The sequence below is a fragment of the Shewanella nanhaiensis genome, from assembly GCF_019457885.1.
Taxonomy (GTDB): domain Bacteria; phylum Pseudomonadota; class Gammaproteobacteria; order Enterobacterales; family Shewanellaceae; genus Shewanella; species Shewanella nanhaiensis.
On record NZ_JAHZST010000003.1, the window covers coordinates 140625 to 157343 of the forward strand.

The 16719-nt window shown below is 43.3% G+C and carries 19 protein-coding genes; 7 read left to right on the forward strand and 12 right to left on the reverse strand.

Annotated features, from left to right (window positions below; all coding sequences use genetic code 11):
- The first annotated feature begins 185 nt into the window (after nucleotides 1-185).
- The 3 genes from K0625_RS05165 to K0625_RS24660 all read left to right on the forward strand — a co-directional run bounded on the left by K0625_RS05165 (nucleotide 186) and on the right by K0625_RS24660 (nucleotide 3374).
- Complete coding sequence (locus K0625_RS05165) at nucleotides 186-1358, forward strand: membrane dipeptidase (RefSeq protein WP_220108695.1); 1173 nt, start codon at nucleotides 186-188, stop codon at nucleotides 1356-1358.
- A gap of 122 nt (nucleotides 1359-1480) precedes the next feature.
- Nucleotides 1481-2662: an AAA family ATPase gene (locus K0625_RS05170; RefSeq protein WP_220108696.1), complete on the forward strand. Its 1182-nt coding sequence runs from the start codon at nucleotides 1481-1483 to the stop codon at nucleotides 2660-2662.
- A 52-nt stretch (nucleotides 2663-2714) separates the two neighbouring features.
- Nucleotides 2715-3374 (forward strand): type II secretion system protein, encoded by a 660-nt coding sequence (locus K0625_RS24660; RefSeq protein ID WP_438944490.1) that lies wholly within the window; start codon nucleotides 2715-2717, stop codon nucleotides 3372-3374.
- Nucleotides 3375-3436: 62 nt separating this feature from the next.
- Here the strand turns inward: K0625_RS24660 and K0625_RS05180 are convergent, their stop codons facing one another.
- The 3 genes from K0625_RS05180 to K0625_RS05190 form a co-directional block, all read right to left on the reverse strand.
- The gene (locus K0625_RS05180) at nucleotides 3437-3796 is read right to left on the reverse strand and encodes a hypothetical protein (protein WP_220108697.1); all 360 of its coding nucleotides are present in this window, start codon (nucleotides 3794-3796) and stop codon (nucleotides 3437-3439) included.
- A gap of 226 nt (nucleotides 3797-4022) precedes the next feature.
- Complete coding sequence (locus K0625_RS05185; protein WP_220108698.1) at nucleotides 4023-5030, reverse strand: ABC transporter substrate-binding protein; 1008 nt, start codon at nucleotides 5028-5030, stop codon at nucleotides 4023-4025.
- Nucleotides 5031-5350: 320 nt separating this feature from the next.
- Entirely contained in the window at nucleotides 5351-6223 is an 873-nt protein-coding gene (locus K0625_RS05190; RefSeq protein WP_220108699.1) for a LysR family transcriptional regulator, read from the reverse strand.
- Between the two features lie 104 nt (nucleotides 6224-6327).
- Here K0625_RS05190 and K0625_RS05195 point away from each other — a divergent pair, with 104 nt between their 5' ends.
- Both K0625_RS05195 and K0625_RS05200 read left to right on the forward strand, forming a co-directional pair.
- On the forward strand, nucleotides 6328-7095 hold the full coding sequence (locus K0625_RS05195; RefSeq protein ID WP_220108700.1) for a hypothetical protein: 768 nt from the start codon (nucleotides 6328-6330) through the stop codon (nucleotides 7093-7095).
- Nucleotides 7096-7246: 151 nt separating this feature from the next.
- A complete protein-coding gene (locus tag K0625_RS05200) occupies nucleotides 7247-7792 on the forward strand; it encodes an acyloxyacyl hydrolase (protein ID WP_220108701.1) in 546 nt (181 codons plus the stop codon).
- Between the two features lie 16 nt (nucleotides 7793-7808).
- On the opposite strand, the gene K0625_RS05205 is transcribed toward K0625_RS05200, so the two are convergent.
- The 3 genes from K0625_RS05205 to K0625_RS05215 form a co-directional block, all read right to left on the reverse strand.
- Nucleotides 7809-8492 carry an energy-coupling factor ABC transporter permease gene (locus K0625_RS05205; protein ID WP_220108702.1) on the reverse strand — a complete coding sequence of 228 codons (684 nt, stop codon included), beginning with the start codon at nucleotides 8490-8492 and terminating at the stop codon, nucleotides 7809-7811.
- Between the two features lie 169 nt (nucleotides 8493-8661).
- Nucleotides 8662-10128: a mannan-binding protein gene (locus tag K0625_RS05210; protein WP_220108703.1), complete on the reverse strand. Its 1467-nt coding sequence runs from the start codon at nucleotides 10126-10128 to the stop codon at nucleotides 8662-8664.
- Nucleotides 10129-10297: 169 nt separating this feature from the next.
- Nucleotides 10298-11038, reverse strand: a complete 741-nt coding sequence (locus K0625_RS05215; protein WP_220108704.1) for a TerC family protein — start codon at nucleotides 11036-11038, stop codon at nucleotides 10298-10300.
- Between the two features lie 495 nt (nucleotides 11039-11533).
- Here K0625_RS05215 and K0625_RS05220 point away from each other — a divergent pair, with 495 nt between their 5' ends.
- Nucleotides 11534-11779 (forward strand): HP1242/YdcH family protein, encoded by a 246-nt coding sequence (locus tag K0625_RS05220; RefSeq protein ID WP_220108705.1) that lies wholly within the window; start codon nucleotides 11534-11536, stop codon nucleotides 11777-11779.
- 107 nt (nucleotides 11780-11886) lie between these two features.
- On the opposite strand, the gene K0625_RS05225 is transcribed toward K0625_RS05220, so the two are convergent.
- From K0625_RS05225 to K0625_RS05235, 3 genes are all read right to left on the reverse strand, one after another.
- Nucleotides 11887-12624, reverse strand: a complete 738-nt coding sequence (locus K0625_RS05225) for an arginine N-succinyltransferase (protein WP_220108706.1) — start codon at nucleotides 12622-12624, stop codon at nucleotides 11887-11889.
- A gap of 69 nt (nucleotides 12625-12693) precedes the next feature.
- Nucleotides 12694-13209, reverse strand: coding sequence for a hypothetical protein (locus K0625_RS05230; RefSeq protein WP_220108707.1), 516 nt, complete (start codon nucleotides 13207-13209; stop codon nucleotides 12694-12696).
- A gap of 147 nt (nucleotides 13210-13356) precedes the next feature.
- Nucleotides 13357-13725: a response regulator gene (locus K0625_RS05235; protein WP_012323473.1), complete on the reverse strand. Its 369-nt coding sequence runs from the start codon at nucleotides 13723-13725 to the stop codon at nucleotides 13357-13359.
- 262 nt (nucleotides 13726-13987) lie between these two features.
- Between K0625_RS05235 and K0625_RS05240 the strand changes: the two genes are divergently transcribed.
- Nucleotides 13988-14374: a DUF2541 family protein gene (locus K0625_RS05240; RefSeq protein WP_220108708.1), complete on the forward strand. Its 387-nt coding sequence runs from the start codon at nucleotides 13988-13990 to the stop codon at nucleotides 14372-14374.
- A gap of 69 nt (nucleotides 14375-14443) precedes the next feature.
- On the opposite strand, the gene K0625_RS05245 is transcribed toward K0625_RS05240, so the two are convergent.
- The 3 genes from K0625_RS05245 to K0625_RS05255 are packed head-to-tail and all read right to left on the reverse strand — an operon-like array spanning nucleotide 14444 to nucleotide 16628.
- Nucleotides 14444-14950, reverse strand: a complete 507-nt coding sequence (locus K0625_RS05245; RefSeq protein ID WP_333473833.1) for a peptide-methionine (S)-S-oxide reductase — start codon at nucleotides 14948-14950, stop codon at nucleotides 14444-14446.
- A gap of 31 nt (nucleotides 14951-14981) precedes the next feature.
- Entirely contained in the window at nucleotides 14982-16250 is a 1269-nt protein-coding gene (locus K0625_RS05250; RefSeq protein ID WP_220108709.1) for an RNA polymerase sigma factor, read from the reverse strand.
- Between the two features lie 30 nt (nucleotides 16251-16280).
- Complete coding sequence (locus K0625_RS05255; RefSeq protein ID WP_220108710.1) at nucleotides 16281-16628, reverse strand: YciI family protein; 348 nt, start codon at nucleotides 16626-16628, stop codon at nucleotides 16281-16283.
- Nucleotides 16629-16719: the final 91 nt, after the last annotated feature.

The following is a 16719-nucleotide window of genomic DNA, read 5'->3' on the forward strand; positions in this document are numbered from 1 at the left end:
TTAGCAATTACAGATTGCTTTTAATAAAAACCTTTAATTATTAGTGGTTTTATTCTTTAATTTCGCACTGATATTCACTTAAGGACAGGTCAAAGTCAAGGTATCGAATAGTCTATTTAGATAGGTTAATATGACCAGTTATAAGAATAATAAATCGACGCCAGAGAGATGGGTAAAGAAGAGAAATGATGAAGACAACACTCGATAGACGCCAGCTGATTAAAGCACTAGCCGCAACGGGCCTACTGAGCCAACTTGGCAGTTTCTCAACATTTGCTTCGACGACTAAACGCCTCTATGTCGACGGTTTATGCTTTCTCCCCGACGAACTATCGGATTTAACCGACTCTAAAATCGATGCTTACCTGTGTGATATCTCAGATATTGAAGCGATAAAGCAAAGCGATGGCACCACCAACTATAAACGCACCTATAACGCCTGCATGAAGAGCATTGATAAGGCGTTTACTCGGGTCAAACAGCACCCAGATAAGCTTATTTTAGGAGAGAGTGCCGCCGATATTACCCGAGCGCATCACACAGGGAAAACCGCTGTTTTCTTTCAAATTCAGGGAGCCGATTGCGTTGAGGAGAGCATAAGCTCAGGGCTCAGCCAGGTTGATGAGTTTTTTGATAAAGGTCTGCGGGCGCTGCAGCTCACCCATCACTATGGCAACCTATTTAGTGGCGGCGCACTGGATAACGCTCCTTCATCTAGTGGCATAAACCAAGGGTTGAACAAGCCACTAACGAGCGCAGGTAAAGCGTTAATCGAGAAGCTTAATCAGAAACAGATCTTAATTGATGTCAGCCACTCGAGCCCTCAATCTGCCTTGGACACAGCTAAACTGTCCGATGCCCCCATAGTACAGAGTCATGGCGCCGTTCGCGCCATCGTCAATCATGCCCGCTGCTCACCGGATGAGGTGATTAAAGCCATTAGTGACACAGGGGGCCTGTTTGGTGTGTTTATGATGAGCTTCTGGCTGACCAATGACAAAGTACCGACAACAGAGCACTACATGGCCCATCTAAAACATGTGGCAAAAGTTGGCGGCATAGATGCTGTCGCCATCGCCAATGACTACCCGTTACGGGGACAGAAAAGCCTGCTCAAACTCAATAACGATAATAGCGAGGGGGTCAAACAGTACTTAGATTGGTGGCACAGCTTACGTGCTAAAAATGTCCTTGGTTACGAGATAGAGCCTGTCCATGTGGTGGTCCCTGAGCTCAATCATATCCACCGTATGGAGCGTATCGATACAGCCCTAGCAGACACAGGATTTAGCAGCAGTGACAGAGACAAAATCATGGGTGGCAACTGGCAAAGAGTACTAAAAGCTGTGTTAGGTTAATAGCGACTCCACTGTTTCCCATATTCACTCAACAGTATCTTTTTAACTACACTGACTAACACTTATAGAAAAAAGCTGGCACTATGGCTCTCAGTTCCCTGCCAGCGAGAAGCCACTGAGTTATGCTAACCACTCTAGCCATTCAAAATTACCGCTCCCTACGTGAAATTCGCGTTCCTCTGGAGCGGCTCAATCTGGTCACTGGAGCCAATGGTAGCGGTAAGTCTAACCTCTATAAAGCCCTTCGATTACTTGCACAAACCGCACAAGGGGGCGTGGTCAATGCACTGGCTTTAGAGGGAGGGCTGGATTCCAGTTTCTGGGCTGGGCCTGAGACCATCAGCAAAAGGATGCGCAGTGGTGAGACGCCTATTGAACCGACTGTTCGCCAACACGCTAAGCGCTTAAAACTGGGGTTTGCCAGTGACGAGTACAGTTACCTTATCGAACTTGGCTTACCTAAACCTGACTCCACCACCTTATTTGGCCTAGATCCGCAAGTGAAACGTGAGGCTATCTGGGTCGGCAATAGATACCGTCCAGCATCGGTATTAGTCGAAAGGCGTGGACCCTTAGTCAAAAGCCGCGCCGAACAGAATAAGCAAGCTGGCTGGGAAACCTTAAATCTGCATATGCAGCATGGCGATAGCATCTTTACTGAGCTTGCGGATCCTGAGCGAACACCTGAGGTGATAAAACTGCGTGATAGCATTCGCGCCTGGCGCTTCTACGATCACTTTCGTAGTGACAGCGATGCCCCTGCACGTAAAGCTCAGCTGGGTACCCGAACACCTGTGTTGCATCATGACGGCCGCGATCTGGCCTCAGCGATTCAAACCATCTTTGAGGTAGGTGATAAACAGGGATTCAATGAAGCGGTCAGCGACGCCTTTCCAGGAGCTCAGGTTCATATCGGATATGAGTCTAACGGTATGTTAACGGTTCAATTTCATCAAGAGGGATTACTTAGGCCATTAAACGCCGCAGAGTTATCCGATGGCACCTTAAGATACCTATTGCTAATCGCAGCACTGCTGACACCAAGGCCCCCGGAGTTGATGGTCTTAAATGAGCCGGAAACCAGCTTACACCCAGATCTGCTGCCAGCGCTTTCGCGTCTTATAGCCAAAGCCTCTGAGCATTGTCAGCTCTGGATAGTCTCCCACGCCAATCGGCTTATCAATGCACTTAATGAGTTTGAACACTGCAACTTAATTGAACTGGATAAGCAGTTAGGTCAGACAGAAATTCTCGGCCAAGATATCTTGACCACGCCCAGTTGGCATTGGCAGAGCCGCTCATAAAGTGACTAGTCCCTCCTTTTAGCATGGTCTTTGTGACAGTAAATGTGTTTTAATGCCCTCTTATATGTATCAATACGTAACCGACAGCGGCGAGAGCTGCACACTTAATAGGAAGAAAATTTTTACCTCAATGTATTTAAGCTCACAAAAACAAAAAGGCTTTACCTTAATCGAACTCGTGGTAGTGATCATCATTTTAGGGATCTTAGCCGTTGTAGCCCTTCCCAAGTTTATCAATCTCAATAAAGAGGCCGACTCTGCGCTCGTCAAACAGCACCTGAGCGCCATCTTTGCTGGCAAAACCCTGTTCCACAGTAAATGGAACATAGATCAACAGCCAAGCACAGCTTTCTCTATCTATCAAAGTACCCCCAGCGAACTTGGATTCCCGGCTGGCGGCGATATCCTAGATGAAGCATTTGAAAGTGATTGCAGCCTTATCTGGCACGATATGATTGAGAATAAGGAGCCGCTAAACTTTATCTCTGGCAGTAACGGATGGCAGAGCAGCCATGTTAAAAGTGAGTGGTCACGTAATGCAGGTGTTCTACCGCAGCTGGGTGAGACCCAAGATAACTACTGCCACTTTGTCTACACTGGCGGGTTTTATAACGGCAGTTTCAGCGGCCAGCTTGATGATAGGCTTCCCACGATTCAATATAATATCGTTAACGGCGAAACCAAGTTACTTAGCTGGCCCTATTCACCTTAGAGCCAGCTTAAAGCTCAACCATAGAGCCATGCCCCGAAGGTCATGGCTTAGTCTCTTTAATATCAGCTGCAGGTATCACATCGAATATCGACACCTATGTTTATCCCTTCAAACTCATGAAGGTGCTGAAATACCTCAACATCTTCATGATGATTACAGTTATGGTTTCTCACTGTCGTAATTGAAAAAACGAACACAATAAAAAACATCATATTACCTAGCAATAAGTAAGGTAAGTTTCCGCTGGTTTTCATGGCAATAAACAAACAACTCGCCAGGTTTAATCCAAGAATAAACATCATCATCTTCACAACTAAGTCTGAGCTATCAATAAGGTGAAAATAGTGTGCGATCCCCAATATTACTGCTGCGCAAACAGACAGGGCAGGAATAAATATCAATAACCAACTTAGCTTCTTCATCTCTGTTATCCTTTATTTTCGTATTTAACTTTTCAAACTCCCACTCCTATAAAGGCAACAAGAATCCCTCCCATTGACTAACTGGATAACAATTGGTTCAAGATGTATCACTAAGGTAATAGAAAAAAGAGGGAAAACTTGAGCTAGCTCACATAACACAGCGCAGTGCTATAAGTAGAAGCTGTTATGCCGAGAATGTAAAAAGGGGAAAGATAGAGTGTATCGATTAGAAACCATATTGGATTAACTGCTTTAATGGGGAGAAACGGTAAGCATTATCTTTACCAGTAAAGCACTGACTTAAATAACTAAAGTCGATTTTCTTTATATTATCAGCTTTCAACAAGACACTGTTTTTAGCTGTGATACTCTGCATTTTATAACTGATAACCGAGGTCAGCTCCTTAGCAAAATCTTGATGATTAAAGTGATCATAGAGTAAAGGTAAGATCCACGCTCCCTCGAAGATATGACCTCCAAAGCTCACACCAACACTCCTGCTCTCTATGTATGACTCTATCTCTTTAGTCCAATCAATACTGCCTACGATAGCCTTCTCTCTTTGAGTTTCGTAGCCCTCTAAGGCATTCACTACTGCCATTGCAATATGATCGCTAGCAGTCCAAAACAGATCAATATTTTGATGACGCCTCACTAACCTGCTCGCCATATACTGAGCTTTACCTGGCATCCACTTAGCATCAACTAGCTGTAATAATTCCACATCTGGACTTAATGCTAGCCTCTTCATTAGCCCCTTCTCTCTTAATTGCCCCACGACACCTGTGCGATCACCATTAACAGCTAATAATTTAATCACACCGAGCTGCGACCGACTTGCGGCTAGGGTGATTAATTGATCCGCCAACTGAAAACCAGCATCAACCTCATCTGGTGATATGTGCCCTATCCAGTAGGGAAATTTTTCTCTAGGAAAGCCGAATTTAGCAATAAATTCAGGTGAAAGTGGAATATTAAACGTAAAAAGGGAAATCCTCTCCTCAGTCACTTTACTTAATAAACTCTGCTCAATTCCCTTAAAAAAAGGGGTAATTAAATAATCAGGTTTTTCACTGTTAGTGATAACAGTGTCTAGGTATTCTGAATAACTGAAACGCTTTCTCTCTAGTTGACTTATGTAGTGGACATCAAGGCTAATGTTTAACTGCTTTGCAGCTAACTCCATGTGCTTAACTATGTTTTCCCAAAAAGTACTGCTCCTATCCAGTGGCATTATGACCATCACCTTTGGAGCAGCATTTTTGTTCGAGCAAGCGTTAGTGCTCGACTTATGAATAGCTGCTTGGCTTTGCAGCACTTCGGAATGCACATGTTCAACTGAATTTAAAGCAGACTCTTTTGCAGGTAAATCAAAAGCTAATAAGCAAAAAAAAGTAAAAACAATAACCCTAAAACCTAACAACATAATTAACTACCACTCCACCCCTGAAAAATATTTACCCCTAACAAAACCATTATAGTCAGAGTAACATCTTTAACGATGAATAATAAGTAATGAATAATGTATTCAAATTTAAAAGCTAGAGTTAAGCGTTAACTTAATATTCTCCCCTCAATGAGGCCTTTTTTCTCAAGTAGGCAATCGATAAGGAACTTAGCTAACACTCTTATCCGCTGGGTCTCTTTCAGATCTGGGTGGGTTAACACCCAAAGAGCAGAGTAATCTGTGCATTGATCTGAAAGCCGAACTAACTCTCGCTCCTGTTCAGCCATAAAGCAGGCTCCACGAGTAAGACCATACCCTGCAACAGCCATCTGGTGGCGAGTCATAATGTCATCTGAACGTATACCTATCTTAAACTCTGGAAAGGGAGAGTCTTTTATCCACTGAGGCGACTCCTCCTGCGCATCTCGACCAATCCACCGACGTTCATTTTCTGGAGTATTGGCTAGATAGGCTTTTTGGGCGTAATAGCCCAATCTAATGGTACCAATACAGCGACCAACCAAGTGTTCAGGGGGATTGTCGGTGCCGCGGATCACAATATCGGCATCGGAGTTATCTAAACTTAAGAGATTAAAAGAGGCGTTGATATTTAAGCGTATATTTGGATACAGCTGTTGAAACCGCTTAAAATCATCGAGTAGCAGGTATTGGAATATTGGTGGGGGAACAGAGAGGTTAATCTCACCAGACATATCCTCTGCACTGGCACGTTTTCGCCTTTCACTTGAGATAGTGATCTCTTCGATATGAAGCGCTGCACTAATAAGTTCATCCCCTAAAGGAGTTGAACGATAGCCTAACGTCGTCTTCTCAAACAGCTCCCCACCTGCATCCTTATTCATCAATACTAAGCGTCTGGAGACGGTAGAGTGATTAACATTCAGTCGCTCAGCGGCGCCACGTAAGGTGCCCGAACGATGCAGAGCGAGTATGAGTCGGTAGTTATCCCAATCTTTCATTGGTGCATATTCGCACCACTAATTCTAAAAGTAAATCCAATGCCGCACCAATAATCCCTGTTAGGCTGTATATCACTTCAACAACTAGCAAGATTTAGTGATCCATGAGAATAGACAATAAAAGCCTCATCCCCCATACAATACTGTTAACCTTATCCCTTGGGCTCCTCGCCTGCACAAATGATATCTCCTCAAAAGGCAGCTCACAAACAGCTGTTACGCCTAAAGAAACAAGCATTAATCTCTCTAAGGGGCAACTGTTTTCCCTTGTTATGCCAAAGAGAAGAGAGGCGGGAGAGCAAGCCCGACAAAAATACTACAAAGAGGTCTTGCCCCTTGGTGAAAGCTTTGGCCTTAAACGCGAAGCACTACTCCAGATTGACGACACTTTAGTAGGCAACTTTAACCCCGACGGATTAATCTTTTACTCTTGGCCAAGTAAAGCTGCTGAAAACAAGCTTATTTCACATCAAGACTGGCCATCGATGAAACAGAGTCGCCCTCAGGGTTGGAATGAAATTAAGATCTATACTCAGGAGCTAGAATACGATCTCCAACTCACCTTCAAATCAGATAAACACTACACCTTAGCTGTAGCCTGGCTAAACCCTGCTAACCCCAACGACTACTTTCAATATATGAATTATATAAAGGAGTCTGTTAACGGGCTCGGAGGGCGCTTTATCTACAAGATGAATAACCCAAACTTTGAAGCGCACGCTTCCCCCCTAATAGCTCCAGGTCAGCTGACCTTCGTCGAGTGGGATACGTTTGATGGATTAGCTAAATTTCAGCAATCATCCACCTTCAAGCAACACTCTCACCTGATAAAAAGCGGCGTCAATCGCTTTGAGCTATATCGACTTAAATAATCTTATTCAGAGGGGAGCGCCTCTATCCCCTCTTCAACTACCAGCGATTAAAACTGACACTCACAACCTCCATTTTGACGACTATGATTAGATGTATATCGAGAGCGATAAATATTAAATACGCTAATTACTATGGTAGGTAACTCATTTCATGGTCAAAATCTTTCTATACTCGACTTTCATTATCTTAATCCTAACCCCGCAAATAAGCTTAGCAAACTCAGGCCTGACCTATATCCAAAGTGAGATAGATCCCAGGTGGGATGGCTGGAAAGAATCAAATTCAAGCACAGCTTATCGATTTGCATATGTGCACAATATTGAAATGGACGATAACTTTCTTAGTCGCAACAATATCGATTTTAACGTAGAGTTTGCCTATCACCATTGGGATGACTTCCTCTCTAGCAGTAAAAATGGAGGCTCAATTACCCCTTCACTCAGGTATCAAATTGAATTTGATTATCTATCGCTATATGTCGAGCTAGGCATAGGCGCAACCTACCTAAGCAGCCCATATTATGGCGACAGAGATATGGGCTCTCACTGGCAATTTGAGGATAAGTTAGGTGCAGGGGTAGTTCTGTTTAAACATCACCAATTAGGTTTCTCATTTATCCACTACTCAAACGCGAATCTAGCGCAAAAGAACGATGGGCTAAACGCCGTTGGTTTCAGTTATGGTTTTTTTTGGTGAACACACACCTAGCAAGTCACTTGAGATAGGTGCTATCTGAGTAATCATATAACCACTGTGGACGATAGACCACCAACAGAGTAATGGCCATCCCATTAAGTAGGGCTTCAGGAAATCCAAGCAGAGGGATAACCAGTAAGTAGTTATCTCTTAAGAAAGCCCAATCATAATCTGTGCTTAACCAAAGCCAAGCTGCCCATAAAAGGATATGGAATAGGATTGATAGGAAAGCATTAATAAAGGCCCCACCAAAGATATACACAAAAAGATGATGCGGTAAGTATTTAAATATCTGGCTATAAACCATAAAGCAGAGAAACAGAGGCAAGTTGATACCCAGTAGGCCATAGATGGCAAAATCAAACGGGCTTTTAATCACAAAGGTGGTAAAGAAGAGTACGGGCAGGATAGATATCACACTTGCCATTCGCCAACCGTACATCAGCATCAAGGTCACAATCCCAAGAAAATGAACATGTATCCCTTGGGTAACATTGGCATTAAGTAACCATAGAGCATTTAAAGCAACTGACGCTAATAGGATCTGTGTCTGTTTAGCTTTATCGGTAAGCAGCGCCTTAAACTCATCAGACGGCCAGATAAGCCAAAGCCATAATAGGAGCAGCCCCATAAAAATCAGCTGTTCTGGGCCATAATACCAATCAAGTTCATCTGCTGTTCTAGCTAAAAAGTCCTTCATATCCTCTCTCTGGGATAAAAATACTACTCTCTAGCTATCTGTTTACATAAAAAATCCAGCACTGTCGAATATTAGTGCTGGATTATTTTTAGGTAGGAGTTTAAAAATACGAGAGCGTGAACAAGAGGCTAATTCCGACTAACCAACAGGTACCACCTCCCATTACTGCTTACTTATCAGGACCACAGCCACATACAGAGCCTGCACTCGTATTAGCATTAGTCCAATTTCCATCCCATTTTAAGAAGCTGGCCGTTCCTTTACAGGTACCCTGCTCTTTCTCACTTTTACCAGTGACGCCACATATCCCAGCGGCTTGTTCATTACTGGCGATATAGCTTGAGGCAGTCACATCGATATGTTGACCTTGACCAATCTTAATATCTTTAAAAGTATGGCTCAGGGCCTGAGTGGTAATATTATTCTTCTGCGCCTCTGCAGTTCCCTGATAGTTATGGCAACCAAAACAGTTACTAGCAAACTGACTGTTGAGGTTAACATCTTGATAATCGGTTTCTGCAACGCTATTGGCCAGACGCAGTGAACCACGCTCATTTGGTACTCCAACACCACCTGAGCTTTGAGCAATATCACTCACCCAAATTGCCCCAAGGTTAAAGTAGTTAGTGAGCACTTTCATCGCATCAGGGGTGCTACTCTTAGCCAACTGATCGAGCAAGCTTTGATTTTGACTGAGAATATCACCTAAGTTCTCGGCAGCATCACGATCACCTTTAGCAGTACCATATGGATGAATACGGCAGATATTGGTCGGCGTACCAGTAGGAGCAGTTAGTCCTAATTCAGGGTGGTTAAAGTTACACTTATCACCTTTTTCCGCAGAGCCAGGTAGAGCTTGAGTACAAGTTTTATCTGCAAACATCCATGCCTGCTTTTTCTGCGAAGCCGATGCATCACAGTCTGGGGAGTTAGTCTTATGCTCATAAGTCGCCCAGACAAACTCTGGGTGATCCGCTGTTGCAATGGCGATATGCATACCTAGAAGGCCAAGCGTCTTCATCTTTCCTGAGATTAACTGCTCCTGAGTCACAAACTGACCCGATCTCACTTCAACCGCACTCAGCACCTTCCATGCAAATTTTAACTCTGTCGTTCCACCTGGGAAGTTATATATCCCTTGCTGCTGCATCTCGGTCGCGCTCCCGGTCAGATCACAGAGCGCTTTATTAAACCTCACATCATAGTAGGCCACATTGCCGTCTTGAGCATAGATGGTGGCATCACCGCCAGCTTGACCAGTTGAGATAGAGGACTGCTCCAAACTGGTGAGCAGTGTATGGCCTGTGATCTCTTTATCACAAGAGTTACCCGGGCTATTATCTCCGTTATATTCAAGTACAGGGTAATTAGCATTGACCTGAAAGTTTCGCTTACCTGATTTATCTGATGATGGTGACATTAGATAAAGGTAGGCTTGAGTTGAAAAACGGTAAAAATCACAGAAGTTGGAGGTGTTATCTTTATTACTTTTATCAACTTCTGTTGGTAGGGAGGGCGCTGTCAACCAACTCTTTTCTATAGGACAGTTCCAAGTGTTAGCCAAAGCAAGAGAAGGGAAACAACTACTTAATACCAACAAGCTAGCCAGTGATAGATGTCTATACAAGTTACTCATTTTATATTCCTTATAAATAAAGAGGTATAAAACATTAACCCTGTCAGACGGTAATTAATATTACATGCGATTACACTTAACCTTATTAGTGATTGATATTAAAAAGGCTTATGCATCACTGCATAAGCCTCTATTCACTTTATGATATCTAATTTAATAGAGAAGGCAACTACAGCTGAGGCGCTAACCCCTTAACAGTTAACTGCTGTTTTCTCTTTAATTGAAGATGACAAAGTTCAATGATTAAACCAAATGCCATGGCAAAATAGACATAGCCTTTGTTAACGTGAATATCAAAACCTTCAGCCATTAATAAACCACCCAGTAGGACTAAAAATAGCAGCGCTAAGGTTTTAAACCCCGGGTGATCGGTTATCAGCTTATTAATTCTGCCCGCCACTAAGATCATCACTACCGCCGATGACAATATCGCAGCAACCATAATGGGGACTTCACTTGTTAATCCCACCGCAGTGATCACCGAATCCATGGAGAAAACCGCATCGACCGCAACAATCTGCAGTAACACTACCATGAGTCCAGTTCGAGCATAGGTCGAATGATTAGTTTCCGATTCTGTTAACCAAGACCAGAGCTCTTTCAAACTCTTTGCCAACAGGAAGAAACCACCGAAGATCATAATCAGATCACTGCCGGTAAACGACACCTCTCCCAGCCCAATAAGAGGCTTAGTTAATGACATTATCCATGCAATTGAAAACACTAAACCAATACGGGCAACAACGGCTAAGCTGATCCCAAGATTTCGAGCCAGCTTTCTCTGCTCTTTAGGTAAGCGTTCACAAAGAACCGAGATAAACACCACATTATCGACACCGAGTACCACCTCTAAAGCAAATAAGGTAGCAAAAATAACCCAGGTTTCAGGTAATAGGAAAAGTTCTAACATAATAGGGGAAGCTCCTCGAACAAGGAACCAGTTAAAAAGTAAAGTCGACTACCAGGGCCGTCCATTTAGGTTTGTTACCTCCAAAATTAATAGTGGCACGATTACACCACCAATATTTTGTTTCCGCAATATGTGTTAATCCCCACTGTTTATCAAACCCGTTGATTTTCAACAAGCAATCTAAAAAAACATCAACAACCCCACATTAAACCCTTTTAAAACATAAGGATAAAATCATCAACTAAGAAGATTAAACGCAGATTAATTTATTTTTAGAATAGCTGGTAGCTTAATTTACTTACCTACTTTTGGTGATTATGTCGCCTAGTTCTCAAAGTCTGCGAGAGAAGCTTAACCAGAAATACTTTTTAAATTAGTATGAGCGACTAGAATAACTCTATACCATCTGTTTAAATTTGAAGCTAAAAGGATTTGGGGTTAGCATGGGTTGTGCGGTTAATTTCGTTATTTCTTAACTAGTTTTAAGGGGATTTTATGTTAGGTGAAGATCACTCTCTTATCCACGAGTTTCCCGAGTATAAAGATGTCATAGTGAAACTTTCTCAAAGCAATGACACGTTTGCAAATAGTGTCAAACAGTACAATGCACTCGATAAAGAGATCAGGGAACTTGAACTCAATGGGGCTCCCATCGATGATGAGGCCATGCATCAACTAAAGCATGATAGAGCAGTGTTAAAAGATTCTCTGTATCAATGTTTAACGCTTGATAACAGATAATAAGAGTATATAAAGTCCGCTAAAACAGATTAACCTTGATATCTGTTTTAGCGTTTACTCCTCAACACTACATCGCAAGTGGCGGAGCGATATGATACCAATCGGTATTACTCGCGTAGCTTGATATACAACTCGCCATCTCGCACCTGTAGATCTTCCACCCCATCGGCAAAACTGTTCCAAAAACCACTATCGCCGAACTCCCCCACTAGATTCACATTTTTCATATTGCCAAGCCAAGCGTTAGGAATGGGAACGCCCATTAAGCTGACTCCGACTAAGGCAACGACAGGGCGACGTGTATCATCGAGGTGGATATCAATACCAGCATTAACCCGCAGGATCTGACCAGGCATGATGGGAAAATCTTCAGGAATTGGGACTAAAATCTTTGCACTGGCAAGTTCATCGGAGAAATCGATAGCAACACGACGGGCAAAATCTGGATTATTTCCTATCATGGCGTTGACCTCCTTCTCACTAAAGGTCACCTGACGATCACCATCTAACTCTCGATATGGCTCAGGCGTTAACTCATCAACTTCAGAAACTCTCGCCTTAGCAGTTCGATCCTTACTTCCTTGGGAATTTGAACTCGTTTTCGATGTAGAACCAGTATCGGCTTGCCAGCCAAGCTGACTCAGCTTTTTATCTAACCTTGACTCCTCTTTAGCATTTAATACCACAGGTGTTAATTCAGAGGGAAAAACATAGGTACGAATAATAAAAATAGTTATCCCCATGGTGAGAAGAATCGTGATCAGAATAATCAGCAAAATCTTCAACCCAGATAACCCACGCTGAAAGCGCTGCGCTGCCACCCTATTCGAAAGCAATGCTCCCATCCGTTTCCCTCTATCTCAACTCAGTCATTAACACTATGGTAACCTTGCCGCCGAAGAAAGAACAGGTTATTACTGGCACTCACTCAATAGCTGTTGAAAGTGAGCTCCTAAATCTTCGCTGGCAAACTCTCTGCTAGAATCAGCCATCTGCTGTAGATGTTCCACTCCTTTCTCTAATCCCTGATCTGCAATGATCTGTTTAGCATAAGCCGCCGCATCGGCCCCTTTTTGCAGCAAACTAGAGATACTTTCCAGACTAAAATCTTGCTCCATTAAGCCTTCTAGTTCACTAAGAAGCTCTGCAATCTTGGCAGGCTCAACTAAAGCCCCCTCTACATTAACCAGCTCACCAAGGGGATCCATCTCCAGTTTACTGGCAACACAAGCGGCGACACTGCCCACTTCGGCGCCATTTGCTACCGCTTCGATACCTTGACTGCGGATCTGTTCAATCACTTGCTGTAACTGCGCATTTTTGGCTAACCAAGCTTGCTCTAACTGCTGCTTTTCATCGCCATCAAAATAGCCACAACCTCCTAAACCCAACGTAAATAGAGCGGGTAGGACAAGACGTTTAAACTGCATGATTTCATCTCTTTAAGTTAAGAAGTAACGTTAGTGCGATTATATCAACATAAGATAACAGCGACTTTTAATCTTAGTTAATGTGGGATGAGCAGGAGCCCCTTAGGAAAGAGCTGAGGAGTTATGAAAAGTAAGAGAGTGAACAGTTTACCTTTGTAAAAACATCTCCACTTTATTTTGCAAAACGGCAGGTAAAACTGGCTTAGTCATATAATCATCAGCGCCTAACTTTAACGCAAAATCTTTGTCGGATGTTTCAACTAAACTACTGATCACTATCACTGCGATATCAGCTTTACTCGGGTCAGCCTTAAGGTGTTTTAACACTTGATAGCCGTTAACATGGGGCATGGTAATATCGAGCAAGATAAGATCAGGTGTTTGGGTATCGATAATATCTATCCCCCCATCGCCAGAGTTAGCAGTAAAAACTTGATGATCATCACCTAAAACAGCAAGCAATAACCCAGTACAAACAGGATCATCATCAATTATCAATATTTTAGCTCGCTTCATTTAGATGCTCTCAGCTCTATAAACATAAGCTTTATTGTATCCAAAACCACCAAGAAAGCTAGAAGCTGACCACCCATAGCTAGAGAACGGGAATATCTGTCGTGTCTTTACCTAAATCTCATATAAAGCGCCGTCATTGTGGCTTTTAACAGCACTTAATAGAGATAAAATGATATCTAGATCGAATAATTGTCATCATCTGATAGCGCAGTCTTGAGCTTGGGGCTAGTGTAGCCGCCCTTTTGACTCACTAGTATTAAATATGAACATAAAACAACTGGTAGCTAAGGCTTTAGTGACCACTAGCTTACTTGTCACTGCTTGCCTAGCTCAAGCCGATGATCAGATCACTTTAGGTCGTACTATTTTATTGGGTGCGGGTGATCACGGTGCAAAAATACCACTACTTATCTGCCGTAAATCAGATGCATTAAAGGTCAGAGCCGAGCGAAACCTGAACCTTGAGAAGATTATTGTCACCTTTAACAACGGCAGCACGAAAACCATCAGTTTCTATCGCGATCTGAAAAAAGATCAAGAAACACAATGGCGCGGATTCGGTTATAACCGCTGCGTTAAAAAGTTAGAGGTGTTTGGTAATTCAGACGGCTCTAGAGCTGGTGTTAAAGTACTTGGCCGTAAAAAGTAATTTGAGCTGAATCTAAGCAGAAGCCGAAAACGCTTAGCTTTCCGGCTTCTAGATAACCCCAAATAAGCATTAGAGATTCAATTTATCCTTATTGAGCAACTCCCCGTGGGTATCAAGCAACTTTTGCAATTTAGGCGTTATTATATTTTGACAAAACGGGCGCTCTGTATCTTTATAATAATAGTTTTGCATCTCATCAGCCGATGGCTTAAACAGATTAAAAGCGTAAGCTTGCGTAATTAACTTTTCAGTAAACTCACTCTGCAGCACCATTAAAGCATCTGCTATTTCAGGCAACTGCTTAGGTTCAATTGCATAAACACCGCTTCGATATCTGTCTCTCATCGAATGATTTCTAGTACTGCTATGGGTATGCAGATGTACATCTATAAGGTTTTTAAGACTGATAAGTTCAGGGTTAAAAGTGACAATGATCCCTTCAGAAAACCAGTCATCCTCACCAATTGAGGATATCCACCCCTGCTCAACGGCTTCAACTCCATTTAATGACTGAAATATCGCCTCAGTACACCAGTAACAGGTACCGCTCAACCCCAGTTTTTCACTCCCCATCATGCTCCTCCTATATCAAAATTCAGATGCCCCTCTAATCCTCTTTTGACTCCTCCTTTCTTATCATTACCTGCTGTTTTTGCATCTGCAGATATCGCTTTTCGCTGACTACAGAGGTTAAAGCCAACGCTTGCCCATACGCTTTAACAGCCTCATCAAAGCGCGCTAGTTTTGATAAGAGTTCCGCTCGTGCCGCATGAAATGGTTGATAAGCAGACAAGGAGCGAGATAGGGGCTCAATTTTATGTAACCCATATTCCGCTCCATAAATGTAGGACTCGGCAACAAACAGATTAAGCAACACCACATCATTGGTTTGGCATTTAAACAGTAATCGGTACATCATCACTATTTGTGGCCAGTCAGTGCAGCTAAACGTCTTCGCCTCACAATGTATGGCCCCAATGCTCGCCTGAAGTTGGTATGGACCTAACTCCCCCAGCTCGAGTGCACGTTCTAGACGTTGACAGGCACTGCTGATCAACTCTCCATTCCACAGTTCACGGTTTTGTAGCTCTAACGGAATAAAAAGCCCTTCGTCACTTTGCCTAGCGGCGCTTCTCGCATAGGAGAGCTGCATCAGAGCTAATAAACCCTGAGCCTCTGCGTTATTAGGCTGCAGCTGCGATACTAGCTCTGCCAGATAAAGCGCCTCTTCACACAGGTCCAATCGCAACTGCCCATCTCCCTGTTGACAGGCATACCCCTCATTGAAAATAAAGTAGATAACCTTAAGGACTGCAGCAATACGAACATCGAGTTGCTCATGAGTTGGCATACCATAACGAATGCCACTTAAGCGGATCTTGCTTTTGGCTCGGGTGATCCTCTGGCCTATGGTTGCTGGTTTATCAAGGAAAGCTCGGGCGATCTCGATTGTTGTTAAACCGGCGATAAATCGAAGAGATAACGCCACAGAGGTTTTCTCCTCAAGAGCTGGATGACAACAGATCAACAGGAGTTTTAAGCGCTCATCTGGCAGTGAGAACTCATCAAGCTCCTCTTCTGAGATGGGCAAACAGAGCTCACTACTAAACTCTTCACTAAGATCTGATACGACATGTTGAAAACACTGCTCTCGGCGAATACTATCAATCGCTCGGCGACGGGCAGTTGTTAAGATCCACGCTCTGGCATTATCAGGAACGCCTCTAAACCATGCGCGCATCGCTAAGGCTTGAGCGTCCTGAAACGCCTCCTCACAACGGTCTAAATCACCGAATTGAGCCATCAAGGTTGCCATGATCCGCCCCCTATCTTCACGAACTAACTTATCTAGTTGTTCAGATATAAGCCCAATCATCAGCCCCCCTTTTCTGCGTAAAAGAGCTGATTAATACTCAGCCACAGGGCGGACTTCAACGGTCCCCCACTTAGCGGAAGGGATCTTGGCGGCGTATTGCAAAGCCTGATCGAGATCTTTACAGTCCAACAGATAAAAACCACCGAGTTGCTCTTTTGTTTCAGCAAAGGGACCATCATGAAGCTCCGCCTGATTAACGCGAACTTTAACCGATGTCGCAGTGCTCACATCCTGCAACCCTTCGCCAGCAATAAATACTCCATCACGTTTAAACTCTTCTGTAATTGCCATGTAATCTTTGAGCATCTCATCCCACTCAGGCGTATTGTATTCAGGCTCACTCTCAGGTTGGCTATAGATTAATGCTAGAAACTTCATTGTTATCTCCTTAATGACGCAATTTTTATAAAAGGTACAAGTACCAAGCTAACCGCTTGGTTGTATTAAAGACGGATAAGGAGCTGAAATT